Source organism: Streptomyces sp. NPDC089424 (genome assembly GCF_044749345.1).
Taxonomy (GTDB): Bacteria; Actinomycetota; Actinomycetes; order Streptomycetales; family Streptomycetaceae; genus Streptomyces.
In genome coordinates, this window is the sequence record NZ_JBIVHU010000014.1 from 64497 (window position 1) to 84675 (window position 20179).

At 69.4% G+C, this 20179-nt stretch carries 35 protein-coding genes; 13 read left to right on the forward strand and 22 right to left on the reverse strand.

The genetic code is table 11. The features are described from left to right. Positions 1 to 240: 240 nt before the first annotated feature. Positions 241 to 840 carry a hypothetical protein gene (locus ACIP2X_RS38035; protein WP_401683039.1) on the reverse strand — a complete coding sequence of 200 codons (600 nt, stop codon included), beginning with the start codon at positions 838 to 840 and terminating at the stop codon, positions 241 to 243. A gap of 394 nt (positions 841 to 1234) precedes the next feature. Here ACIP2X_RS38035 and ACIP2X_RS38040 point away from each other — a divergent pair, with 394 nt between their 5' ends. From ACIP2X_RS38040 to ACIP2X_RS38080, 9 genes are all read left to right on the forward strand, one after another. Then, positions 1235 to 1510, forward strand: a complete 276-nt coding sequence (locus tag ACIP2X_RS38040; protein WP_401683042.1) for a hypothetical protein — start codon at positions 1235 to 1237, stop codon at positions 1508 to 1510. A 288-nt stretch (positions 1511 to 1798) separates the two neighbouring features. Beyond that, complete coding sequence (locus ACIP2X_RS38045) at positions 1799 to 2341, forward strand: hypothetical protein (RefSeq protein WP_401683045.1); 543 nt, start codon at positions 1799 to 1801, stop codon at positions 2339 to 2341. A gap of 62 nt (positions 2342 to 2403) precedes the next feature. Then, the gene (locus ACIP2X_RS38050) at positions 2404 to 3090 is read left to right on the forward strand and encodes a hypothetical protein (protein WP_401683048.1); all 687 of its coding nucleotides are present in this window, start codon (positions 2404 to 2406) and stop codon (positions 3088 to 3090) included. Further along, on the forward strand, positions 3090 to 3452 hold the full coding sequence (locus ACIP2X_RS38055; protein WP_401683051.1) for a DUF4326 domain-containing protein: 363 nt from the start codon (positions 3090 to 3092) through the stop codon (positions 3450 to 3452). Before ACIP2X_RS38050 ends, ACIP2X_RS38055 begins: the two co-directional genes overlap by 1 nt. Next, on the forward strand, positions 3449 to 3667 hold the full coding sequence (locus ACIP2X_RS38060) for a hypothetical protein (protein ID WP_401683054.1): 219 nt from the start codon (positions 3449 to 3451) through the stop codon (positions 3665 to 3667). The genes ACIP2X_RS38055 and ACIP2X_RS38060 overlap by 4 nt, the downstream gene beginning before the upstream one ends. Next, positions 3664 to 4065, forward strand: coding sequence for a hypothetical protein (locus ACIP2X_RS38065; RefSeq protein WP_401683057.1), 402 nt, complete (start codon positions 3664 to 3666; stop codon positions 4063 to 4065). The genes ACIP2X_RS38060 and ACIP2X_RS38065 overlap by 4 nt, the downstream gene beginning before the upstream one ends. Next, positions 4062 to 4568: a hypothetical protein gene (locus ACIP2X_RS38070; RefSeq protein WP_401683059.1), complete on the forward strand. Its 507-nt coding sequence runs from the start codon at positions 4062 to 4064 to the stop codon at positions 4566 to 4568. Before ACIP2X_RS38065 ends, ACIP2X_RS38070 begins: the two co-directional genes overlap by 4 nt. Before the next feature lie 2 nt (positions 4569 to 4570). Then, positions 4571 to 5395, forward strand: coding sequence for a hypothetical protein (locus ACIP2X_RS38075; protein WP_401683062.1), 825 nt, complete (start codon positions 4571 to 4573; stop codon positions 5393 to 5395). Continuing rightward, on the forward strand, positions 5392 to 5589 hold the full coding sequence (locus ACIP2X_RS38080) for a hypothetical protein (protein ID WP_401683065.1): 198 nt from the start codon (positions 5392 to 5394) through the stop codon (positions 5587 to 5589). The genes ACIP2X_RS38075 and ACIP2X_RS38080 overlap by 4 nt, the downstream gene beginning before the upstream one ends. A 6-nt stretch (positions 5590 to 5595) precedes the next feature. Here ACIP2X_RS38080 and ACIP2X_RS38085 read toward each other — a convergent pair whose 3' ends face one another. Further along, complete coding sequence (locus tag ACIP2X_RS38085) at positions 5596 to 6672, reverse strand: hypothetical protein (protein WP_401683068.1); 1077 nt, start codon at positions 6670 to 6672, stop codon at positions 5596 to 5598. Positions 6673 to 6956: 284 nt separating this feature from the next. Here ACIP2X_RS38085 and ACIP2X_RS38090 point away from each other — a divergent pair, with 284 nt between their 5' ends. From ACIP2X_RS38090 to ACIP2X_RS38105, 4 genes are all read left to right on the forward strand, one after another. Beyond that, positions 6957 to 7103, forward strand: coding sequence for a hypothetical protein (locus ACIP2X_RS38090; protein WP_401683071.1), 147 nt, complete (start codon positions 6957 to 6959; stop codon positions 7101 to 7103). 107 nt (positions 7104 to 7210) lie between these two features. Further along, positions 7211 to 7693 (forward strand): hypothetical protein, encoded by a 483-nt coding sequence (locus ACIP2X_RS38095; RefSeq protein ID WP_401683073.1) that lies wholly within the window; start codon positions 7211 to 7213, stop codon positions 7691 to 7693. Then, the gene (locus tag ACIP2X_RS38100; protein WP_401683076.1) at positions 7693 to 7974 is read left to right on the forward strand and encodes a hypothetical protein; all 282 of its coding nucleotides are present in this window, start codon (positions 7693 to 7695) and stop codon (positions 7972 to 7974) included. The genes ACIP2X_RS38095 and ACIP2X_RS38100 overlap by 1 nt, the downstream gene beginning before the upstream one ends. After that, positions 7971 to 8273: a hypothetical protein gene (locus ACIP2X_RS38105; RefSeq protein WP_401683079.1), complete on the forward strand. Its 303-nt coding sequence runs from the start codon at positions 7971 to 7973 to the stop codon at positions 8271 to 8273. Before ACIP2X_RS38100 ends, ACIP2X_RS38105 begins: the two co-directional genes overlap by 4 nt. Before the next feature lie 532 nt (positions 8274 to 8805). Here the strand turns inward: ACIP2X_RS38105 and ACIP2X_RS38110 are convergent. The 20 genes from ACIP2X_RS38110 to ACIP2X_RS38205 all read right to left on the reverse strand — a co-directional run bounded on the left by ACIP2X_RS38110 (position 8806) and on the right by ACIP2X_RS38205 (position 20147). Continuing rightward, the gene (locus ACIP2X_RS38110) at positions 8806 to 9387 is read right to left on the reverse strand and encodes a hypothetical protein (RefSeq protein WP_401683082.1); all 582 of its coding nucleotides are present in this window, start codon (positions 9385 to 9387) and stop codon (positions 8806 to 8808) included. Positions 9388 to 9421: 34 nt separating this feature from the next. Next, entirely contained in the window at positions 9422 to 9958 is a 537-nt protein-coding gene (locus tag ACIP2X_RS38115) for a hypothetical protein (RefSeq protein WP_401683085.1), read from the reverse strand. A 103-nt stretch (positions 9959 to 10061) separates the two neighbouring features. Further along, positions 10062 to 10403: a DUF6233 domain-containing protein gene (locus tag ACIP2X_RS38120; protein WP_401683088.1), complete on the reverse strand. Its 342-nt coding sequence runs from the start codon at positions 10401 to 10403 to the stop codon at positions 10062 to 10064. A gap of 89 nt (positions 10404 to 10492) precedes the next feature. Further along, the gene (locus ACIP2X_RS38125; protein WP_401683091.1) at positions 10493 to 11017 is read right to left on the reverse strand and encodes a nuclease-related domain-containing protein; all 525 of its coding nucleotides are present in this window, start codon (positions 11015 to 11017) and stop codon (positions 10493 to 10495) included. 125 nt (positions 11018 to 11142) lie between these two features. Further along, positions 11143 to 11832, reverse strand: coding sequence for a hypothetical protein (locus ACIP2X_RS38130; RefSeq protein ID WP_401683094.1), 690 nt, complete (start codon positions 11830 to 11832; stop codon positions 11143 to 11145). Next, on the reverse strand, positions 11829 to 12071 hold the full coding sequence (locus ACIP2X_RS38135) for a hypothetical protein (RefSeq protein WP_401683096.1): 243 nt from the start codon (positions 12069 to 12071) through the stop codon (positions 11829 to 11831). Before ACIP2X_RS38135 ends, ACIP2X_RS38130 begins: the two co-directional genes overlap by 4 nt. Positions 12072 to 12132: 61 nt before the next feature. Further along, positions 12133 to 12762 (reverse strand): RNA polymerase sigma factor, encoded by a 630-nt coding sequence (locus ACIP2X_RS38140; RefSeq protein WP_401683099.1) that lies wholly within the window; start codon positions 12760 to 12762, stop codon positions 12133 to 12135. Further along, the gene (locus tag ACIP2X_RS38145; protein WP_401683102.1) at positions 12759 to 13064 is read right to left on the reverse strand and encodes a LuxR C-terminal-related transcriptional regulator; all 306 of its coding nucleotides are present in this window, start codon (positions 13062 to 13064) and stop codon (positions 12759 to 12761) included. The genes ACIP2X_RS38140 and ACIP2X_RS38145 overlap by 4 nt, the downstream gene beginning before the upstream one ends. Continuing rightward, entirely contained in the window at positions 13061 to 13621 is a 561-nt protein-coding gene (locus tag ACIP2X_RS38150; protein WP_401683105.1) for a DUF1643 domain-containing protein, read from the reverse strand. Before ACIP2X_RS38150 ends, ACIP2X_RS38145 begins: the two co-directional genes overlap by 4 nt. Next, the gene (locus ACIP2X_RS38155; RefSeq protein WP_401683108.1) at positions 13618 to 14196 is read right to left on the reverse strand and encodes a hypothetical protein; all 579 of its coding nucleotides are present in this window, start codon (positions 14194 to 14196) and stop codon (positions 13618 to 13620) included. The genes ACIP2X_RS38150 and ACIP2X_RS38155 overlap by 4 nt, the downstream gene beginning before the upstream one ends. Then, a complete protein-coding gene (locus ACIP2X_RS38160; RefSeq protein ID WP_401683111.1) occupies positions 14193 to 14660 on the reverse strand; it encodes a hypothetical protein in 468 nt (155 codons plus the stop codon). Before ACIP2X_RS38160 ends, ACIP2X_RS38155 begins: the two co-directional genes overlap by 4 nt. Before the next feature lie 126 nt (positions 14661 to 14786). Then, on the reverse strand, positions 14787 to 14948 hold the full coding sequence (locus ACIP2X_RS38165) for a hypothetical protein (protein ID WP_401683114.1): 162 nt from the start codon (positions 14946 to 14948) through the stop codon (positions 14787 to 14789). 96 nt (positions 14949 to 15044) lie between these two features. Further along, the gene (locus ACIP2X_RS38170) at positions 15045 to 15551 is read right to left on the reverse strand and encodes a single-stranded DNA-binding protein (RefSeq protein WP_401683116.1); all 507 of its coding nucleotides are present in this window, start codon (positions 15549 to 15551) and stop codon (positions 15045 to 15047) included. Between the two features lie 2 nt (positions 15552 to 15553). After that, complete coding sequence (locus ACIP2X_RS38175) at positions 15554 to 16036, reverse strand: hypothetical protein (RefSeq protein WP_401683119.1); 483 nt, start codon at positions 16034 to 16036, stop codon at positions 15554 to 15556. A gap of 134 nt (positions 16037 to 16170) precedes the next feature. Beyond that, positions 16171 to 17052, reverse strand: coding sequence for a WhiB family transcriptional regulator (locus ACIP2X_RS38180; protein WP_401683122.1), 882 nt, complete (start codon positions 17050 to 17052; stop codon positions 16171 to 16173). Next, positions 17049 to 17576 carry a WhiB family transcriptional regulator gene (locus ACIP2X_RS38185; RefSeq protein WP_401683125.1) on the reverse strand — a complete coding sequence of 176 codons (528 nt, stop codon included), beginning with the start codon at positions 17574 to 17576 and terminating at the stop codon, positions 17049 to 17051. The genes ACIP2X_RS38180 and ACIP2X_RS38185 overlap by 4 nt, the downstream gene beginning before the upstream one ends. A gap of 5 nt (positions 17577 to 17581) precedes the next feature. After that, complete coding sequence (locus ACIP2X_RS38190) at positions 17582 to 18124, reverse strand: RusA family crossover junction endodeoxyribonuclease (protein WP_401683127.1); 543 nt, start codon at positions 18122 to 18124, stop codon at positions 17582 to 17584. Between the two features lie 214 nt (positions 18125 to 18338). Next, positions 18339 to 18704 (reverse strand): hypothetical protein, encoded by a 366-nt coding sequence (locus ACIP2X_RS38195; RefSeq protein WP_401683130.1) that lies wholly within the window; start codon positions 18702 to 18704, stop codon positions 18339 to 18341. Continuing rightward, the gene (locus ACIP2X_RS38200) at positions 18697 to 19395 is read right to left on the reverse strand and encodes a hypothetical protein (RefSeq protein ID WP_401683133.1); all 699 of its coding nucleotides are present in this window, start codon (positions 19393 to 19395) and stop codon (positions 18697 to 18699) included. The genes ACIP2X_RS38195 and ACIP2X_RS38200 overlap by 8 nt, the downstream gene beginning before the upstream one ends. Next, entirely contained in the window at positions 19392 to 20147 is a 756-nt protein-coding gene (locus tag ACIP2X_RS38205; protein WP_401683136.1) for a hypothetical protein, read from the reverse strand. Before ACIP2X_RS38205 ends, ACIP2X_RS38200 begins: the two co-directional genes overlap by 4 nt. Positions 20148 to 20179: the final 32 nt, after the last annotated feature.

The window sequence follows — 20179 nt, forward strand, 5'->3', positions numbered from 1 at the left end:
GCCGTGCCGCGTTCTGCGAGCGCCAGCGCCCTCTTCACGGCACGATGGGTGGGGCGTTCCCTGTGACAGGGGGTTCGTACCCGTAGAGCGCCCCCAGGACCCGGCCCCGAGCCGGTGAGGGGAAACGCTGGTCGACGCCCCCGGACATTCGCTGGGGGCGTCTTCACGTTCGGGGGTGGGGTGCCAGCCCGGGCGGCAGGTCAGGGCGGTCGCCCAGGCCGGCGTGCATGCGTCACCTGGTCAACGCCGACGGCCCCGCCAGGACACACCCCTCCCGCCCCGGCCCGGACGCGGCGCCTCCCACAACACGCCCTGCGCAATGCTGAAGAACGCCTCCCGGGCCTCCAGCGCGCCCATCCGGGCCGACTCCCATCCCTGCCACGCCTGATCGTGGGATGCCCCGTTGGCCTGGGACCTCAGGTAGCTCTCCAGGTCCATCCACCGCGTCTCGAACACGTGCAACGCGTCGTCGACCTCGCGGGGACCGAGGAGAACAGCGCGCTCCAGCGGGCGGGCTCCGCGCTCGCGCGCTTCCAGCCCCACCCGGGCCACGTACTCTTCGAAAGTATCCTCACCGCTGGTGGTGACGACCCGCTCGTAAAGCGTGTCCCAGTCATCGCGGAGGTCCTCAATCTTGGTGAGCGCCGCATCGAGGGCGTCGATGGTTTCGAGGTATGCGGTCTGACGCTGCCCGCGTAGCCACTGGCCGTGTTCGACAGCGGCCTGGTCGGTGGTCTGGCGGCGGCCGACGATAAGGCCGGCGAAGACGCCCGAGAAGCCGAACACGCCTGCGGCTGTGGCGGCGATGACGGCCGCCCATCCTTGGTCCATGCGGGTCATGGTGCCGACACGGGCGCGGAGTTGGTAGCCCCCACCCTCGATCGGCATTGCTATGCCATGCCGGTACCGCTAGTCTGGACCCCTCCCCACCCCCACGCCCAAGCCGGGGGAACGACCGCCTGAATCAGCGGCAAACTCACCAACCACCGCCCCACCACCGGGAGCCCCGATGCGCTTCACGTTCCAGCAGTCGAAGATCTGGGAGTCCGGGAACCCCGTCGACCCCGCCTCCACTCCGGTGACCATCAAGGTGCCCGCCAGAAAGGGAGAGGCCGGAGCCAGGCGCCTCCTCCCCCCTGCCGAGACCGGAAGAGTCTGGCTTCTGGTCGGATCGCCTGAGGCCTCCTCCTGTGGCCAGGCCGGTGGTGCCAACCAGCTTCAGCCGGGGGCGTGAGTGGAGCAGTCGACGACGCCCGGCCTGTACGCCCTCGCAGGCCTCGCCACCCTCGCCGTCGCCGCCGGCTTCGCAATCCTCCTCACCGCCCACGCCCTACACGCCCTCACCCACCGATACCGGAACCGGAGCAAGCCCATGGCCTACGCCGCCGACATCAGCATCGACATCAGCGACCTCGCCACCGAGGACGAGGCCCACGAGATCCACGCCCTCATCGAGGCCGCAATCGGCGGATGGAAGCCCACCATCACGCTCGACATCCGCGAGCACTGAAGGACGCCTCCGCCTGATCGTGAGCAGCAACCTTCCCGCAGCCCGCCCCTCGTGCCGTCAGCACGGACCGATGGAGTTGCGCCCTGGCCACACCGCGGAGCAGCGCTGGTGCGGCACTTGGTACGCCTGCACCGCCCTCCGGTGCCACTCCGCCGCTCTGCTGGCTTCTCCCGCTCTGCGCGACCAACTTGCCGCCGTTCCCGCCCCGTGACAGCAGACAGCCCGGGCGTGCTGACGACACGCCCGGACCTGCCGGACACCGTACCCACCGCTGAAGGAGCACCCCTCATGGCCCTGACCGAGCAGCCTGGCACCTACTGGCACGACCTCGCCGCCGACCAGCAGGCCGGCACCTACCGCAAGTGCCGGTGCGGCGAACTCAACCCCGCCACCTACGACATCTGCTACTCCTGCCAGACACCGATCCCCGACCACAGCCCGCACCCCCAGACCGGGCAGCCGTTCACGCCGACGGGCGACGACATGGAAGGCGAGTACGCAGGCGCCCTCGTCGCCTCCCTCGGGGAGGACGGCGATGCGATCGCGGTGACCGGCGACAAGCGGCAAGCGTTGGAAGCGATCGACTCGTACTGCCGCCACGTGTGCGGGCGGCCGAATCTCCTCGACGACGCCACCCGCCCCCTGACCGACGCGTACTTCTACCTCGACAGCGGGCACGCCCTGTTCACCCGGACCGCAGACGGAGGCTGGACGGTCACACCGGTCGCGGAGGACGCGCCGGGCGCTGTGCCGGTGACGTGGTTCGAGGGTGGCGTGTACGGCCCCGTTCCCGAGCCTTATGCGCGCCGCAGCGATCCGAAGATCTGGTAGCCGCCCGCCCCACCCCCCGGCTGCCTGTTCGCGGGCAGCCGGCCCACCCGAAGGACACGACCATGACCGACCAGACCGCGGTCCCCTGCAACGCCGCCCAACTCCACCGACTCGGCGACCGGCTGTCGACGCACGGCCCGCACGAGTGGATCGTGCAGCCGGGAATGCCCCCCGTCCGCTGCCCCGGTGCTGGCGACCAGCAGGCCGCTGTTCCTGCCGGGCAGGCGCCCGCCACCGACCGGGCCGACCTCCGCCAGCGCATCGCCGACGTCCTGGCCGCTGCCGACGGCTGGCAGTGGGTGACCGACCGAGACAAGGCCCGCAGTTCCACGTACCGCAGCTACCAGACCCGCGCCGACGCGGTGTTGTCGGTGCTGCCCGCGCATCCGGACCAGGCCACCGTGCTCCGGGAAGCCGCCGACGGCTTCGACCGGCACGCGGAGCAACTTCTGTACGGCGTCGAGGGCAAGGCCGTGTTCGTGGCCAAGGCGCTTGAAGAGCAGGCCGCCGTGTGGCGCGTGGCAGCAGAGACGCTGCGCCGCATGGGCGACGAGGCGCAGCCCGCCGAGAAGCAGCCGGAGACCTGCGCGCACTGTGGCAAGAGCATTCTGCGCATCACCGGCACGCTTGCTGCCTGGTGGGTGCACGACCCGGGCGGCCATACGATCTGCGATCCGCAGCGGGCAGCGAGTAGTCCCCGCGCAACGCCGAAGCCCGCCGTCGAGGCGCAGCAGCCGAAGGAGGCGTGATGCCGATCCGCGTTCAACGCACCCGCAAGGCCGGCCAGCCAGGAATCCCACCAGGAGCCGTGTACGTCGGCCGCGGACCCGGCGCCCACGGCCGCTGGGGCAACCCGTACAAGGCCTACGACAGCAGCCCCGCAGAGCGCCGCACCGCGACCCTCCTCTTCGCCAACCTGCTGTACACCCGCGGCGAACCCCCGTACCCCGCCGACACCATCCCGTACCCGACAGACGACGAGATCCGTACCGAGCTCGCAGGCAAGGATCTCGCCTGCTGGTGTCCGCTGCCGGAGCCCGGACAGCCGGACTGGTGCCACGCCACCGTGCTCCTGGAGTACCTCGCCCGCCTTGAGAGGACCAGTTCGTGACGGACACCATGGGGGACCGGGTACGCCTCGCCCTCACTCACGCCGGCCCCGCAGTCGTGCCCCCGCGGTTCGTGGCCGCCTACCAGCGCGGCGGCACACCCACCAGTACGCATCTCGTGGCCATCGCCGCAGCCGCCGGCACCACCCCGATCTGGCTGATGACCGGATGGCCCGCCGCCCACGCCCTCCCCAAGCCCGGAAGGACCAGCCCGTGAAGGCCCTCACCATCCGCCAGCCCTGGGCCGGCGCCATCGCCCACCAGACGAAGCGCGTCGAGAACCGCACCTGGAAACTCCCCGCCAAGCACGAGGGCGCCCGCATCCTCATCCACGCCGGAGCCCAACTCGACCGCAACGCACAGATTTACGGCCCGCACCTCGGCGTGTACGCGGCCGTCGTCGCCGTAGCCACGATCACCGGCTGCCACTGGTCCGACGACGGGACCTGCTGCGGCCCTTGGGGCTTCGAACGCGCCTACCACTGGACCCTGGACGACGTCATCGCTCTCACCACGCCAGTGCCGGCGAAGGGGGCGCTGGGGTTCTGGACGCCGTCGGATGACGTGCTGGCCGCCGTGCAGCGGCAGGTCGCCCTCGAGAGGACCAGCCCGTGACCGACCAGCACGAGCCCCCGACGCACTGCTGGATGTGCGGCCACCCCACCGCCTCCCACGACCCGAACCCCGACGGCACACGCCCCTGCCGATCCCCCGGACACCCCAACGGCGTCCCCTGCACCGACTGCCGGGCCATGCTCACCAGCGAATACCGCGACCGCGTCCAGGAGGAGCGCGACGGCGACGCCTTCGAAGCCGCCTGGAACGCGTACAACGTCACCCTCCAGGACGCCCGACAGGCGTTCGCAGAGCACGCGCCGGTGTTCTTCACCGACATCCACCAGTCCGCGCTCGCCTCCGCCCTGATCGCCTACCGCAAGCAGCAGAAGACCGGAGAGCAGCGCGTCACGGACCTACACACGCCCGTTCAGCACATGGGGCGGACCTGGTGCGGCGAATGCTCCGTACGCCGCAGTACAGGCCCGCGTACGGACGAATGGGTGGCGTACATCCCCCACCCCTGCCCAACGCTTGAGGCTCTCGAGAACAAGGAGGCCTGACTGTGGGAGCACTGAACCTGGTCCCGAACCAGACCCAGACCGAAGATCCGAAGTGGAAAACCAAAGGCGGCGGAGGCGGAGGCGAGAGCTTCGCCAGCCTCGCCCACCAGATCTACCAAGACGACCGGGCAGACGGGCCCTCCCGCGAACTCCTCCTCGCCTTCGCGTACGTCATCACCACCCGCGACTTCGACACCCCCAAAGAGATGTGGCGGCAGATCCGCAAGGCCCTCAGCACGCCGCACCCCAACATGCGGTACAGCTCCAGGGACCGGGTCACCGACCTCATCAGTCACGACGCGCCCCGCTATGTCCGGCCCGACGAACGCCCCGGCGGCTACGACCCCACCATGCACTACTGCGTGGGCCCGCGGCTGCGACCCTTCAAGGAGCGCCCCTACTACGCCGACCAGTTGACCCTCCCCGAGCGGGTCGCCCAGGACAAGCGGGACGCCGAAGACTTCCGCAACACCGACAACGTGTGCGGCGCCGACGGCAAGCACAAGGTCCTGGAGAAGCTGCCCGGCACCGGCTGGTACAAGTGGCACTGGTTCTGCGACCGCCACCGCGCCGACGCCCAGCGCGTCACCGAACAAGTCAAGGCGCAGAACGCGGCCGCCCCCGACCCGATACCAAACCAGGGAGGGCTTCTGCCCTGCTACTTCGACGCCGACTGGGTCGGTCTGTACAAGCACTACGTGAGCTGGTGGGAGCCACCCGTCTACGGAGTCCGGGCGGACGACTGGCCGATCCCCGGCAAGCAGCCTGTCCCTCAGCGTGCCCGGCTGAGTCTCGTCATCGGTGGATCAGATCGGGAGGGCGAGTGACGTACAGCGTGGAGACCGTGGAGGCGCTGCTTTCCCGGCCGACACCAGCGCCGCTACCAGGCCAGGAGGCCATCAGCGTGGCCACGATCGGGCATCACACGTACGAAGGGCCCGGCGCCTGCCGGGCCGACCTGTTCGGGCAGCAGTGCGGGGCGCACCGCGACGAACACCAGCACCTCGACGACGCGAGCTGAGAGCGGTCAGGCCGCGGGCAAGGACCCATCCACGGGCGGATCCGACCGGACCACATCGTGTACCAGCCGGTCCGGCGACAATCCCCACTTGTAACCCAGCTCCATCGCCGACGACGCATCGAACAACGCCTTCAGCTCCGCGAGCTCAGTCGTCACCGTCCGCAACCCGATCCCAAGCCGGCTCGCGGTGGCCTCCTGGGTATGCCCGGCCAGCAGATCCCGCAGGATCTCCCGCTGACGGCGCGTCGTCCGCAAACCCTCGCCACCGGGCTCGCCCGTCCACGCCGGCAGGGACCCGTCGGAGAGTTCCCCGCACCACGGGATCCCGGCACGCCACTTCGAGTCGAACTCGGCGGCGATGTACGCGACCATGCCACGGTCGGTGATCTGCCACGCCGAGTGCTCGTCGGCGCCCTCCACAAGGTGGTTGGACACGAACGCGACGCGACGGTCGACGATGATGCACCGCTCGAACGGGCAGCCCAGCGTCCGGTACTGCGCACGCTTCCCGTCGGCCCGCTGCGACATCGCTTTCGCGTACCGGGCCGTCACGGCGTTCCCCCGGACCGTGTCCAGGTAGATGGTCCGCTTCGACACCCCACGGTCCAACGCTTCGGTGTCCCGCTGTGCGACCTTCGCCAGCTGCTCCTCCGTCCGCGGCCCGCCCGGCTGCGCGGACAGGATCTCCCACTCCGCCGCCCCGACTTCGCTCTCCAGGCGGGCGTGGACCACGGCCGGGTCGGCAATGAACTCGCTGCCGCCGGCCGCATGCAGTTTCGCCCGGTTGAACGCCTCCGCGAGCTGATCGGTGACCTTCGGTGCCGCCGTCAGAAAGGCGAGGTGCTTCGCGGCGGCTTCGAGTTCCTGCTGTACGCGCCGCCGTGATACGTGCTGCGGATCCAGCGCGACCGGTCGGTTTCCGGTAGCAGGATCACGTACGACGAAACCCCACTCCTCAAGCTCCGCGACCTCGCTTGGCATGTCCGGTGTGGGGTCCTGTCCGGCTGCGATCAGCGCGAACGCTTTTTCGGCATTCGGAGACAGGTAGCCCTTACTTCCACCCTGCGCGTCATCTATGGCCAAAGGTTGTCCCCCGTCAAAACCGGCCGCCCCGCTGCACAAACGCGCATTGCGTACACACGCACCCGGGAACAGTTGATACCTCAATGACTGTACGGCAGTTTAGTTGCGGGGCGTCCCCCGGCGCCCGTAGTCCCCGTCCTCCCCACGCCCCCACCGCGTCTACTGCCAGAAACACGGAACCAGGGCCAGGGATTCGCAGCAGGACAACGGACCAACGGGAAACCGGGCCAGGCGCCCCGTTATCGTGCGGAGGACACCACCGACCTCCTGAGGGGGAGCCAACCGTGAACAAGACCATCCGCAGACTGGTCGCCGCCCTGACCCTCGCGGCCGCCATCACCGCCGGCACGACCACCGCCGCGACCGCCGCAACCGGCATCACCGTCCGAGTGGGCGTGACCGCGGTCCCGTTCGACACCTGCTGGTGCTGAATCCAGCACCCACCCGAGACGAGGCCCGGCAGCAAGCCCCCAGCGCACTGCCGGGCCTCTCCCATACCCGGGGGAACGTTCTGGCGGATCCGCGGGACGGTAGGACCATGACCCCCGCCGAAATCGCCACCGTCGCAGACCTCCGCCGCGAACTCGCCAAAGCCGAAGACGCCCTCAGCGCCTGCCTCCTGCACCTCTCCCGGCACGCCCAAGCCAACGCTGCCCTGCACTGCTCCGAACGCGTCATGTACTCCCCGCTGCACGCCAAGGTAGAAGCCGCCATCGCCGGGATCGTGCACGCGCTGAAGCGCACCGAACCTGAGCACCTACCGACCCTCGACCACCACAACGGCGACGGCGTATGGGAAGCCCTCGTGGGCGACCTTGACCGGTGCCAGCACGGCCGCCACCAGGGAGACGCCTGCGGACCCGCCGACGCCTGCACGGGCACGTCGGCAGGGAACCCTCACCTCAGCCCCGGACAAGTCATCGGCTACGGCCTACGCGGCGACCACATCGTCATGCCGGACCGTGAGCACAAGCACGACCCGGCCGCCTGGCGCCAGCAACCCACCCAGGACGGCGCCTGATGGCCATCGGAAAGCCCACCGAGGAAGAGCGCCTCGCCCTGTGCAAGTGGCTCCGTGCAAACGGCATCGACCCCGATACCGTCCCTCTCCACGACGCAGACCTCCGCATCGCCGTACAGGACGGGCGGCGCGTCATCCGGTACACGGAGTACGTCCGTAACGAGCTGACCGGCAACATCCTCTACGACCCGGACAACCCGGGACCCGTCAGCAGCAGTGCCAGCGCCCCATGCCTTGTGGAGCCCCCAGAGTGGCTGCGCGTACCAGGGGGGAACGCATGAGCCTTTGGGGCCGCCTGTTCGGCCACCGCCGACACCCCAGTGCCGGACCGCAGGCCCAGGAGCGTCCGGACCCCGACCGCATCGCCGTCCTCGAGGATGAACTCCTCGGCATCACCCCCGAACCCGGCACCCGGGCCGCACGGGCGGTCGCCCTCGCCAAGCCCGTCGACCAGACCGCATGCCCCCACGACGACGTGATCGAGGTCGTCGAAATGGGGCAGGTCCGGGCGACGGGAATCTGTGAACACTGCGGCGCCCGGATGGTCGCCACCGACACGGGAGACTGGCAGCTGCCGTAGCCGGGGAGCGTTGTCAGTGGCGCGTGCCATCCTGCGTCCAGCCTTCCTGCCGGTTTCCCTGCAACCGCCGGGTAGCGCATGCCATAGTGGTCGAACCGCCGGGAAACCGGCAGTGCTCCCCGCGTCAGCGGGGATGGCCCACATGACTAGGACCGAGTACCTGCTCCCTGCACCCGCAGGGATGACCCCAGTCTCAGGGGCGTATGCACTTGCTCCCCGCACCCGCGGGGATGATGAAGGGCCGGCCCCTGTTCAGGGGGGCCGGCCCTTCACCGTTCGCTACACGGGACAGCAGTCACGACCCACTCGCCGGGTCCCATCCCCGTGTTGAGCAGGTCCCAGTCGACACCCGGACGGAACCCAGGAACGCGCACTTCGAGGGGCTCTCCGCCCATGTGCCTCACTCGGCACGCGCCCTTCGCCACAATCTGCGGATCCTCACCAGGGCGGCTGGCGTACACGGTCACCGAACGCGTCTGCCACGTCCTGGACCACGTCGCGGGCACCGACATCTCGTACGAGGGGGGCTGCGTCACTTGCCGTCCTTCAGATCCGTGCGGGTACCGCGGCCGGGACGCTCAGCGAGCGCCTTGCGGACGTCACCGGACCGGTAGATGGCCTGCGGCCGCTTCGACGTCGGATGCGGCCGGTAGACGAACGGCTTCACACCGAGCCGGGACATCGCGGCCGCAGCAACCTTCGCCGGCTGCTTGGCCTCCGACTTCAACTCCCACCGACCGATGTCCTCCAGCGTCAGCGGGTCGTTCCGCTCGACGATCGGCTCCAGGTCGATGCCCTCGCAGATCGCCTTGAGGTCCAGGTTGCCGTTGTCGTCCGTGAGGTAGCCGTCGAACTCACCGTCCTCGACGTGGGCGGGGCCGATGAACTCGTCACCGGACAGACTCACGCTGTCCGGCAGGGCGGCGTTGATCGCGGCCCGGTACTCGCGCCGGATCTCCTTCAGCAGCCCGCTCGCCTCGAGGAGTTCCCGCCAGTCGGAGTCGCCGCCGTTGATGTAGTCGACGACGTCCGAGTCCGGGCTGGTCGAGTACTGGTTGACCCGGTTGCACCAGGTGCCGTAGCTGGTTGTGGTCCTGTATGTGAAGGTTGCCATGACGGGGTTTCCTGTCGTGTTGGGTGATGCGGGATCAGATGGCGGCGACGGCGGCGCGGACGCCGGCGGAGATGCGGGCGACCAGGTTGACGTAGTCGCGCTCACCGTCGAGGTAGCGGATCTCGTAGCTTTCGGCGCCGCAGTGCTGGACGTAGAGGTGGCCGTCGGTGACGTCGAAGTAGACCTTGCTGACGGCTCCGAGGAGGTCGTACGCCCGGCCGTTGGCGATGCCGCGGCCTCCGAGGGAGGCGGAGGAGATGTTGCCGGTCTTGTAGCGGGTGACCTCGATGCCGGCGTACTCGGTCCAGTCGTTGAGGTAGATGCGGTGGTAGGCGCCGCGGATCCACTCGTTGCCGCCGATGGCCTTGATGTTCTCGGCGGTGAGGACGACCCTCTTGGCCTTGCGGACCGGCCGCTTAATCGCGCCGATGGCGATGCGGTGGGCGAGGGAGGCGGTGTCGATGACCCACCGGCCGGCGACCTTCGTCGCGGCGACGATCCCGCGGCGGGCCCAGTCCCGGATGGTGGCGACGGTGACGTGGGCCTCGGTGGCGGCGGCGGTGGTGTTCATCGGGTTCCCCTCCCTGTGGCGATAACCCAACTATGACGTATGTACAGCGAGGTTGTCCAGGGGTTCCACCAAAGTCACCCAAAGACCCAGGTCAAAGCGCCACCTACTCCAAGAACCCGAGCTCCGAATCCGGCCGACAGTGCGTGCACGCCTCAACCCCACCCGCCAGCGCACGCCGCGCCGTATCGCTGTCGACGCCCTTCACACGCTTCCCCGCCATATGACAGTCCCCGCCATGCACGGCCATCGGCAAAGCGTCGCGGTTCAGTCCGTACTCCAGCAGCCAGTCCGGCGCCCGCGTCGCCGCGGCGGCCGCCGCCTGCTCCCGCTGATCCTCTGCCTCCCGCACCCGGCGGATCTTTTCGTCGATCCGGGCCACCCACATCGCATGCCAGGTACGCAGGACCTCCAGGCGGTCCAGGTCAGGGGGCAGATCATCGAACATGTTTTCGAGTCTACTGGTATGAAAAAACAGCCCGCCACCTGGGCTCACGCTCAGATGACGGGCCAAATCTCCCCGGGTGCCACGCCAGGCTACGCCCCGACCACGTACGGCGGCAGGACTTCCGCAACACGCGCCGACAGCACTTCCGCACGCCGCCGGTCACGGCCCGCCGGAGCAGCAGCCAGCGTCGACACCAGCAGCTCCGGAGAAAGCACCCACACCGGTCCCGGCCAGCCCTCCGCGCGCGCCGGGAGCCGGCCGTCAGCCACCCGGGAACCGTGCACCACCAGCAGCGGCCACACAGACCCCGCGGGCAGCCCCACCGCCTGCGCCACCCGGCCCGCGTACCGGGCGACAGCCTCGACCTGCCCGTGCCGGTCCTGCTCCCCGCAGTGCACCCGCCCCCGCACCAGCCACGTCGGCATACCGGCATGCCACCGCTTCGTATCCAGCACGACGACCGCGGTCCCGCAGGGCGAGACGAGGACGTGGTCCAGGTTCGCTCGGGATCCGGGTAATCGCCGGTCGTGGAGAACATGCCAGCCGGAGGCGTGGAGGGCCTCGAGCATGCGGGCGGTGGCGGCTTCGGCGGCCGCGCCGATCGTGGTGCGCACGGCAAGGGCGTCTGCACGGCGTGCTGCACGGCTCCATCCCAGAGCGGCCAGGAGCCGCCGCCACACGCCCCTACGGGCCGCCGCACGCTGCTCCTGACCCCACCGGGCCACAGACCCGCCCGCCGTCACAGCGCCTCCTGCCGGCGCCGCCACTCCTGGTAGTACGCCCAGCCCAACAGGTCCGCCGTACCGCCCTCAACCTGCCCACCGAGCAGAACGCCGAGAGCGCCCCGTAGACCGATCAGTTCACCGCGCAGGTGCTGCACGATGGCGGCCTGCGCCTCCGGTCCCTTGCTCTGGGACAGCTCCTCAAGTCGCTCGTGGCGGCGGTGCCATTCCGCAGCCAGGGCGTCCGCCGCGGTGTTGGGCTGCTCCCCGTTTGCCTGGTCCCGCTGTGCCAGGAGCCGGTCGAGGCCGTGGAGGGCGGTCCGCAGGCCGGCGGCCATCCCGTTGTGCGGGCTGATCCGCAACTCCGGCGCCACCTCCCCCGTCGCACGGTCGGCTGCTTCCGTCTTGGCGACCTGGGCGTCCAGCCAGTCCCGGAAGCGAGTGAGCGCTGCCTCAGCCTTCTCCGCCCGCTCGGTCTCGCGAACGGCGGAGTCGAGGACCCGGGCGCATGACGTGCACGTCGTGTGCCAGGTGATCGTGTTCTCGTACTTGGCAAGGGCATCAAGCTCCAGCTTGAGTTCGGCGAGCACGGCATCCGCCTCGCCGTAGTGGTGAGCGCTGGGCATGTCGTTGCCAGACAGGGCGTGGTGGTTGTCGTACCGGTGGATGGCGCGGGCAGCACGCGCGCGGAGAGGGTGCTCGGTCACGGGCTGGTCCTTTCGGTCTTGGTGGGTCGGGCGTGGGCGCGTCGGGGCCGGCCACGGCGGACATGCCGCACCAGCGCCTCGAGCGCGAAGTGGGCGGCGACAGCGATGACGGTGCAGGCCACCACGGCGGGCGGGGTGAGGTGAGGGCTGCCGGTGACGGCCAGCCACGCCCAGGCAGTGGCGAGGGCTATCAAGCCGACCGCGATGCAGCCGGCGACGATGGGGGGTATGCGGTGCACGGGTCCTCCCGGGCGTTGATCGGTCTTACCGGCCGGTGGGCGTGTCTAAGATGTCCGCATTTCAGGCGGCATTGAGGTGGGAAAGAGAGTCAGCAAGACGTTCTCGAGCCGCCCGCTTCGGGCTGCTCCACAAGCCCTTCGGGTCGTAACCGAACGCTTCCTTCAGCTCACGGCCCACGACGTCGCCCCAAAACCTGAGCAGTACGTACCGGCGCTGGCCCTCCGTCAGGCCCGCCAGAGCCTCAGCAATCTCCTGCCGGTGATAGGCCGTCATTGCTACATCGGAGAAGTCCGGAACCACGCCGCCAGCAGTCTCGTCTCCAGGCTGCCCGTCGACCGGCGCCAGGAGGGCGTCCAGCGACGTGGTGGGAGCGTCCTGAACTGCGTTACGCCCGTCCCTCCGTGATGGACTCCCTGTCCACTTCCCCCGCCGGTCCAGTACTTCCCGCATGTGCCATGTCGCGTGCTGAGTCAGCCACGACGGCAGCGCGCCCTTCGCCGGGTCGTGCTTGTTCAGCGCCTGCCACATGGCGATCCTGCCTTCCTGGACCAGGTCGTCATGCCGGTGGTCGGAGGGCGGGAGCATCTGGTGCGCGCGGCGGTGGAGCCAGGCGTCATAGCCGGCGAGGGATTCGTCGACCGTGGCAGTGTCGCCGTAGCCGTCGTTGTACGGGGTGGACGTGAGCGTCACGTGTCCTCCCGCACCACGGTCAAAGCTCGCGGAACAACCACGGCGTCCACGTCGACCAGGCCAAGCCGGATCCCGACCGCGACAGCGTGCGTACGGTCGTCGACGTGGAGGCGCCGCATGATCGCCGCCATCTGCGACTTGACGGTGTTCTCCGCGGTGCCGAGACGGCTGCCGATGAGCTTGTTGCTGTAGCCGTTCGCGGCGAGGCGGAGGATCTGGAGGTGGCGGGGCGTCAGCTTGGGCGTGGACGGGACAGGCCCGCCACCCTGGAGCGGCGGGCCCACCTGTACTGGGGCGCTCATACGCTCGCCGCCCAGGGCTCGAGGGCGGCGCCCTTCGGCAGGTACAGCGGATGCCGCGGCTGACCCAACGACGTCACCCCCAGGCAGTGCAGGGCAACTCCCCGCCCGGCCAACTCCACAGCGACCCCACGGCCGCGTTCGCCGGCTATCGGGGCCGCACCCCACGCCGCTATCACCGTGCCGGCCAGGCTGACGGCGTGGCGGACGAATGCGTCGTTGTGCGGGCCGATCGGGTCGGGGTGCCTGGTCAGGGCGCGCGGGTCGGTGGAGCGCAGCCCGAACAGGTTGACCACGACCAGACCGCCCGCTCCCTCCCGGCGGGCAAAGCCCGTACAGCGGACGATCGTCGGATCGTCGTCGAGGGCGTCCGCAGTGGACGGGTTGAGCATGAGAAACACGACCGGCTTGACCGCCGGGTCCCAGATGCGGGTCAGGAGGTATCGGTACTCGCGGGCGGTGCTGTCGAACACGGCGGCCGCGAGCCCGCCCGCCAGGTCCCGCTTCTGCTCCACGCGCACGGACAGCTCACCGGCGGGCATCATCGTCAGAACCGTCATCGGTACCTCCGCTGCATCTCCAGCCGGTGGTTGATGACCGCCTCGTGCAGGTTGCTGTTGTACCGGGCATCCGCGAGGGCGTGGTGTTCCCCGCCGTCCTGTACCGGGAGCTCCGGACGCTCCGGGTGGCTTGCGTCGGCGATCAGCGCCTCCAGCTCGGTGAACCAGCGGGGGATCTGGTCGGGCATCACGGACCAGTCGTTGTCCCACAGGGAGTGCAGGCGGCAGATGTCCTGCCCGCCGTACCAGGCGAACAGGCGGGTCTCGTCGGCGTCCGTGTCCGCGAAGTAGCGGGCGACTCCGGCACGGATGTCCGAAATGGACTGGACGGCGGGGTCGTCATGGTTGAGGACGTTGCCGGGTTCGTCGTAGCCGAACACGATGCGCGGCAGGTAGGGCCACACGTTGTCGACCATCCACGGCACGGCGAGCAGCGCGTTGACGTCCATGTCGGCGTTGACGACGTAGTAGTCGACGCCGTGGTTGTCGGTGAGTCCGATGGATACGAGGCCACGGGTGGTGGGGTCGGCGGGAAGGAACTCGCAGTCGAGATAAACGAATCGGGTGGTCTTCATGCGGTTCGGGTCTCCTTCGTCTTGTTGCGGCGGCCGAACTTGAGCCGGCCGCCCGGTCCGGTGAGAGGGCGACGCTCGGCAGGCCGGGACGGGGCAGAAACCGGCACTGGGGCGGCGGTGGTGTCGGGGTGCCACAGCTCCACCCACACCCCGCCGGACTGCCACACGCACGCCACCCGGCCCGGCACCCCGTAGTCGAGGAACGGCCGCGCATTGGCCCCACGGTCCGCGTACTTGACGATGTTCGCGACGCTGAACCGGCGAACCGCGTCGACCGCGTCCGGGCCGTGGACACGCGCCGACACCACCACACCGGTACCGGTGGTGGTGCGGGACCAGGCGGTTATCCACGCCTTCAGGTGGCGGGCGTCCGCGTCGACGCAGTAGCCGCGGAGGAACAGATCCCACGCGTTCTGCGCGGCCTGCTCTTCCAGGGCGAGGGACGGGAGGGAGGGGATGGTCATGGGGCCTTCCGGGTCAGGGTGCGGGTATGGGTCCGCCCACCCCGCTGGGGGGTGCGGGGTGGGCGGAGGGTGCCGCGCTGGGGGGTGCGCGGCCGGGCGGTCCCCTGGAGGGGGAGGGGACCGGGGTCAGTGCTGGTAGTGGTCGGACGCCTGGTCGGGCTGGCCGTCTCGGCTGGTGCAGTCGTCGCCGTGGATGCCGGCGGTCTGGTCTTCGCGGGTGGCGCCGCAGTCGCAGTTCACGGGTCCCCCGGGCGGTTTGAGTGGTTGGTGTCCTCCCACACTAGCCATATCGGCATGGTATTGCAATGCCAATGGCGGATTCGGGGCATACGAAATGGGGCCCAACCCGAAGGCCAGACCCCTCACACGGCGCAGCGCCCCAGGCTAGAAGGGCGGTTCATCGCCTCCCCACGCGCCCGCCCCCGGGCCCGCTGGCGGCGGAGACGTCCACGGATCCTGGATCCCCTCCTGCGACGACTGCTGCCGCGCCTGCTCGTACTGCTGACGGCCCTGACCCGACCCGCCGGCCTTCGTCACCTTCGCCGTCGCCATCTTCAGCGAAGGCCCGATCTCCTCGACGTCCAGCTCGAAGACCGTGCGCTTGACGCCCTCACGGTCCTCATACGACCGCTGCCTCAGCCGGCCCTGCACGATGACCCGCATGCCCTTCGCGAGGCTCTCCGCACAGTGCTCCGCAGCCTGACGCCACACCTGGCAGTTCAGGAACAGGCTGTTGTCCTTGTCGTCCTCCCACGCGTTCGAGTCGCGGTTGAACTTCCGGGGCGTGGACGCGACCCGGAACTTGGCGACCGCCGCCCCGTTCGGGGTAAACCTCAACTCGACTTCGTCGACCAGATTCCCGATCACTGTGATGATCACTTCGCCAGCCATGTTCAGGCCGCCTTCCTCGCCCGCTGGGGGCGTCGTCTAGTTATGGGACCTCCCACGTGCTTCCACTTCATGCCGAGCACGATCTGGCGCAGCGTGGGAACAGCTATGCCGAACTGGGCAGCAAGGGCCTTCGCGTCACCGCCAAGCGCGTACGCCGTCCGCAGGACAATGACCTCTTCCTCAATGAGCTTCGCCGCGGGCCTCTCGCTGCCTACCGGCATCAGCCCCCGCGCCCAGGCGTCGTCCACGTTGTTCTGTCGCGTCCCGAAGTACAGGTGCCTGGGATTCACACACGGCGGGTTGTCGCACCGATGACACGTCTCGGTCCCCTCTGGCGCTTTCGTGCCGAGATACAGCTCCAGGGAAAAGCGGTGAGCGGGAACGACCTTTCGGCTATAGCCCATGAAGATGCCGTGCCCGCTGACACGTCTAGCTCCCTGCCACTCCCAACAACCTGGGCCTTTCTTCACCTTGGCCCAGAACAACTGCTCCTTACTGGGCCGTGGACGCTGATTTACGGGAGTCGCCTTCCACCAACGGAGGTAGTGCGCATTGCACATACGCCGCTTGATGGCCGGACGAGAGCAAGTGGGATCTGCGCAACACGTCGTCTCGCCGCTCATGCCGCTTCTCCCATTTCGTTCTTCGTCAGGTTCTTCACAACCTGCTGTCCTGAGGTCATCTGGAGGTACGCCTTGCGTACCGTCTCCCGGCACAAGCCCCGCTGCGCGGCAATGTCCCGCAGCGTGACGCCGGCACCGTTGCGGTGCAGCCGAACGATTACCTCTCCCTCGAGCGCGATGACGTCGTCCACGGTCAGTCCGGCCCCGCACTCACGCAGGATCCGCAGTTCCGCAGCCTGAAGCCGCTCCAGCCCGTCGGCCCCGTTCTTGGACAGCAGCCGAATCGCCTCCTCGCGCTGCTTGAGCACCGTCAGGGCCGCACAGACGATGCTCTGCGGTACCTCCAGCACCACACCGATCTCCGACTGGGACAAGCCGCGCCGGTGCAGCGTGAGCAGCCGCTCCTTCGACGTCAGCAGCAACTCCTCCAGAACCGACCTCTTCTTCCCGCGCTTCTGGCCCGGCTTCGGCGGCACCAGCAGCAGATAGGCGTGGTACACGGCCATCGGCGTCGACCCGAGGCTGGCGGATACCTGCTGCACGCTCACCCGCCACTCCACCAGGTTCACCAGGAGGTGCGCGCCGTGCTTCACAGCGAGCTGCCGCGCCGACGTCTTCCCCAGCTGCCGTTTGCGGCCCGAGCCGTCCAGGTTCACGAGCTGCCGACGCTCTGCTCCGGTGAGGCCGCCGCAGATAGCGTTCCGCTCCCCGCGGCGTACCGCGTCTTCGAGGCATGCCTGCTTCACCGGGCAGGATGCGCAGACCTGTTTGGCCGCGTCGATGCGGTCTTGGGGGGTGTCGGGGTCGGGCCAGAACAGGTCCGCGTCAATGGTGGAGCAGGCGGCACGGGTCTGCCAGTCGGCCGTCACGGCGCTCATGCCGCCTCCACCTCCTCCGAGGCCTGCGCGGCATCCATCTCCGCCACACGATCCAACAGCCGCTTCACCGTCTGAACGTTCGTCTGCAACGCCAACGCCATCTCCCCCACCCGCGCCTTCTGCCTGATCAACGCCCGCACCTCCGGCATGCGGGTGCCGAGGATCCCCTCCACCGCGTTCGGGTACGCCGGCCAGTACCGGGACTCCCTGTTGCCCGGGCTACGCACCGGATCGACCTGGATCGGCTGCACCGCCACCGGCTGGCCGAGCTGGCGGCGCTCGTTCTCCGTCAGGCCGCCCCACACTCCGTGCGCCTGCCCCGTGACGAGCGCCCAGTCCAGGCACGTCAGGCGGACCGTGCAGCGGCGGCAGACTTCCTTGGCCTGCCGTTCCTCCTGGAGGACCTGGGGGTGGCTGCCGATGGGGAAGAACAGTTCGGGGTCGATGCGGGCGCACGCTGCGTCCTTCCGCCATTCGGGGTTGTCCGTGGCAGGCGTTGTGGTGAGGCGTGTGCTGTTGCTCATCCGGGTCATCGGTCGGCTCCGGGAAGGGTGTAGAGGCGGATGATTGCGCCGGGCTCGGGCAGGGCGTCGGGGTGGGTGGGGTCGTCGGCGTAGTACTTGGCGAGGTGGCCGTATTCGACGAGGCGGGCATCGTCCTTCCACGCTCGGGCGGTGGTGAGGGCGTCTTCGGTGGAGCGGGCGAGTTTGGACAGGTCGGGTGCGGATGCGGGCCGCCAGTGGAGGTGCTTGGACCAGCGGGTGTTGCGGGGCCACCAGACGGGTCGGCTGTCGGGCTTGGTGCGGATGGTGAAGACCATGTCGGCGGCGAGGGGGCCGTCGAGGGGCTGCCAGTTGGGGTAGTCGCGGATGGCGGCTAGGGCGGCTGCGTGGACTCGCTGGCGCCAGGGCTTCACGCCTTTGACTTGTTCGACGAGGACGGCGGACATGCGGCCGGACTTGTGGTTGAGGCGGTGGCCTTTGTAGGCCTTGCTGCCTTGAGGGGCTGGGTCGCCGTGGACGACGATGGTGAGGCGGAGTTGGCGGTCCGTCTCGGGGGCGGTGTGGTTCACGTTGGGTACTCCGTGACGGGTATGGGGCCGTGGGGGCCGGGGCGGAGGTGGGTGGCGTAGCCGGGCTCGTGCCCTAGATGGATGCCGGTGCAGAACCAGCACCTGTAGGTGTTGAAGCGGGGGCCGCCTTGGCCTCGTATTTGGCGGGCTCGGCGTCGGGCTGCGCGTCGGCTGGGGAAGCGGGTTTTGCCGTGGCAGGCCCTCAGGTAGGCGTTCACCCGTCGTCCGGGTCGTCGGTGCGGGTTTGGGTGACGGCGATGGTGATGGGGACGGCTCCGTCGGCGTCCGCGGCGCAGAACACCCACTGGTGGATGACGGGGTCGATGTGGACGTGCTCGTGGTGGGCCATCTCGACGTGTTTGCCGTCGGGGAGGAGGGCGTTGCATTCGACGGCGAACGGGGTCTTGGGGAGGTGGCCGACGCGAAGGAGGTCGCCGTTCCAGATGCGGAGGCCGGGGTGCTTTGTGATGGCGGTGCCGAGTTGGTTGTCGCCGTTTTGGGCGGCGTTGAGGGCGTTGATGTTGGCTTGGTGGAGTGCGCAGGCGAGGGCTGCGACGTAGCCGGGGGTGTGGTCAGTCATCGGAGGCTGCTCCCCAGGTGGCCCTCCGCAGATTGCCGAGTGCGGAGTCGTGGCGGCCGTCGTGGCCGTTGGGCAGCTCGCAACGGGTGTAGCCGGCTCCGCCGTACTCGGCTGTGCACTGGTCGTGTACGGGGTCGATGGCCATTCCTGCCTGACGAGCCAGGCTCTGGAAGGCGGTGAAGTGCTGCTGAGCATCGGCGCGAGCCTGTTCCAGTTGGCGTTCCAGCTCGGCTACCCGGGCTTCGGCCTTCTGTCGGAACTCGTGTGGGGTGGGCCGTTCGCGGCGCTGGATGGTGACGGTGTACGAGTCGTACGGGGTGTCGCTGTCTCGCAGGTCCATGGAGATGGCGGGGGCCTGCATCTCGGTTTCGACGTAGTTCTCGGCGCCGTAGCCGTGGAGGATGCCGCGCATGCCGGCCACGAATGCCTTGAGGAGGTCGGTGGCGGGTTCCAGGTCGAGGCAGAGTTCGCCGTCCTTCACGGTGAGGGCCTTGAGCATGGTGCCGTCGGCGAGGATCTGGGCGGCAAGGTCACCGAGCCCGTTCATGGCATGTTCGGCGGCCTTGGTGAAGTCGGGGCGTCGGCCAGTGCGGCGCCAGTCGGTCCAGGTGGCGGCGAGGGCGTTTTGGATTGCTGTGTGGGCCTGCGTCCAGCGGCGGTCGCGCTGCTCCTGGGTAAGGGAGTCGGTCATGGCTGGGGGTGCTCCTTCGGGCTGTCGGTGTCGGCGCGGGCGGTGAGGCCGGCGTCGATGTCGTCGCGGTTGAGGGGTTCGGTGTCGTCGTGGAGGGCCTGGGCGCGGCGTACGCCTTCGCGGAGCTGGAAGGCGGCGGGCGGCTTGGGCTGGGCGACGGCGGGGGCGCCGTGGCGGATGGCTGTGTCCTGGTCGGGGCTGCCGTGCGAGACCTGACAGAGGCTGGTGACGGCGCGAGCACCGGCGAGGTCGCGGGCGGAACGGATGAGGTATTCGTGGGTGGCGCCGTGGGGGCAGGGGATGTGGGCGATGAACTGCGGGGGCTGGTCGGTGGTGGCGTAGGCGGGGGTGTGGGTGAGGGTGGTGCCGTCGTGGAGGTGGGCGGTGGGGCCGTTCCAGGCGCGGACGGGGATGGGGAGGCGGGCGGCGGCGGAGGCGAGGGCGGCGCGTATCGCGGCGAGTTCGGTGGGCTTGTGGGGGCCGACGAAGACGCGGCGGCGGATGCGGAGCGGGGGGCGCAGGTCGACGAGGGTGGGGGCCGGCGGGTGGTTCTTGTGGAGGTTGATGCGGTCGGGTTCGGCGTGGGCGGGGCGCGGAGTGGCGGTTTTGGTGGGGGCCGGGGTGGTCTTCTTCGCGGCCGGCCTGGCGGTGGCGCGCTTGGCGGGGGTCTGCTTGGCGGGCGGTTTGGTGGTGGTCTTCTTAGCGGTGCCGCGCTTGCCGGTGGTGTCGGTGGCGGTGCGGGTGGTGGCCATCGTGGGCCTCCGTCCTGGTGTGGGTCTGGGTG

Bases quoted from the DNA above. Each gene is read 5' to 3' on its own strand.
- ACIP2X_RS38165 (WP_401683114.1), bottom strand. From the start codon at position 14,948: ATGGCTAGTGTGGGAGGACACCAACCACTCAAACCGCCCGGGGGACCC.
- ACIP2X_RS38170 (WP_401683116.1), bottom strand. From the start codon at position 15,551: ATGGCTGGCGAAGTGATCATCACAGTGATCGGGAATCTGGTCGACGAA.
- ACIP2X_RS38095 (WP_401683073.1), top strand. From the start codon at position 7,211: ATGACCCCCGCCGAAATCGCCACCGTCGCAGACCTCCGCCGCGAACTC.
- ACIP2X_RS38055 (WP_401683051.1), top strand. From the start codon at position 3,090: ATGCCGATCCGCGTTCAACGCACCCGCAAGGCCGGCCAGCCAGGAATC.
- ACIP2X_RS38185 (WP_401683125.1), bottom strand. From the start codon at position 17,576: ATGAGCAACAGCACACGCCTCACCACAACGCCTGCCACGGACAACCCC.
- ACIP2X_RS38150 (WP_401683105.1), bottom strand. From the start codon at position 13,621: ATGACGGTTCTGACGATGATGCCCGCCGGTGAGCTGTCCGTGCGCGTG.
- ACIP2X_RS38045 (WP_401683045.1), top strand. From the start codon at position 1,799: ATGGCCCTGACCGAGCAGCCTGGCACCTACTGGCACGACCTCGCCGCC.
- ACIP2X_RS38145 (WP_401683102.1), bottom strand. From the start codon at position 13,064: ATGAGCGCCCCAGTACAGGTGGGCCCGCCGCTCCAGGGTGGCGGGCCT.
- ACIP2X_RS38100 (WP_401683076.1), top strand. From the start codon at position 7,693: ATGGCCATCGGAAAGCCCACCGAGGAAGAGCGCCTCGCCCTGTGCAAG.
- ACIP2X_RS38160 (WP_401683111.1), bottom strand. From the start codon at position 14,660: ATGACCATCCCCTCCCTCCCGTCCCTCGCCCTGGAAGAGCAGGCCGCG.
- ACIP2X_RS38200 (WP_401683133.1), bottom strand. From the start codon at position 19,395: ATGACCGACTCCCTTACCCAGGAGCAGCGCGACCGCCGCTGGACGCAG.
- ACIP2X_RS38050 (WP_401683048.1), top strand. From the start codon at position 2,404: ATGACCGACCAGACCGCGGTCCCCTGCAACGCCGCCCAACTCCACCGA.
- ACIP2X_RS38195 (WP_401683130.1), bottom strand. From the start codon at position 18,704: ATGACTGACCACACCCCCGGCTACGTCGCAGCCCTCGCCTGCGCACTC.
- ACIP2X_RS38035 (WP_401683039.1), bottom strand. From the start codon at position 840: ATGACCCGCATGGACCAAGGATGGGCGGCCGTCATCGCCGCCACAGCC.
- ACIP2X_RS38105 (WP_401683079.1), top strand. From the start codon at position 7,971: ATGAGCCTTTGGGGCCGCCTGTTCGGCCACCGCCGACACCCCAGTGCC.
- ACIP2X_RS38205 (WP_401683136.1), bottom strand. From the start codon at position 20,147: ATGGCCACCACCCGCACCGCCACCGACACCACCGGCAAGCGCGGCACC.
- ACIP2X_RS38180 (WP_401683122.1), bottom strand. From the start codon at position 17,052: ATGAGCGCCGTGACGGCCGACTGGCAGACCCGTGCCGCCTGCTCCACC.
- ACIP2X_RS38115 (WP_401683085.1), bottom strand. From the start codon at position 9,958: ATGAACACCACCGCCGCCGCCACCGAGGCCCACGTCACCGTCGCCACC.
- ACIP2X_RS38110 (WP_401683082.1), bottom strand. From the start codon at position 9,387: ATGGCAACCTTCACATACAGGACCACAACCAGCTACGGCACCTGGTGC.
- ACIP2X_RS38155 (WP_401683108.1), bottom strand. From the start codon at position 14,196: ATGAAGACCACCCGATTCGTTTATCTCGACTGCGAGTTCCTTCCCGCC.
- ACIP2X_RS38120 (WP_401683088.1), bottom strand. From the start codon at position 10,403: ATGTTCGATGATCTGCCCCCTGACCTGGACCGCCTGGAGGTCCTGCGT.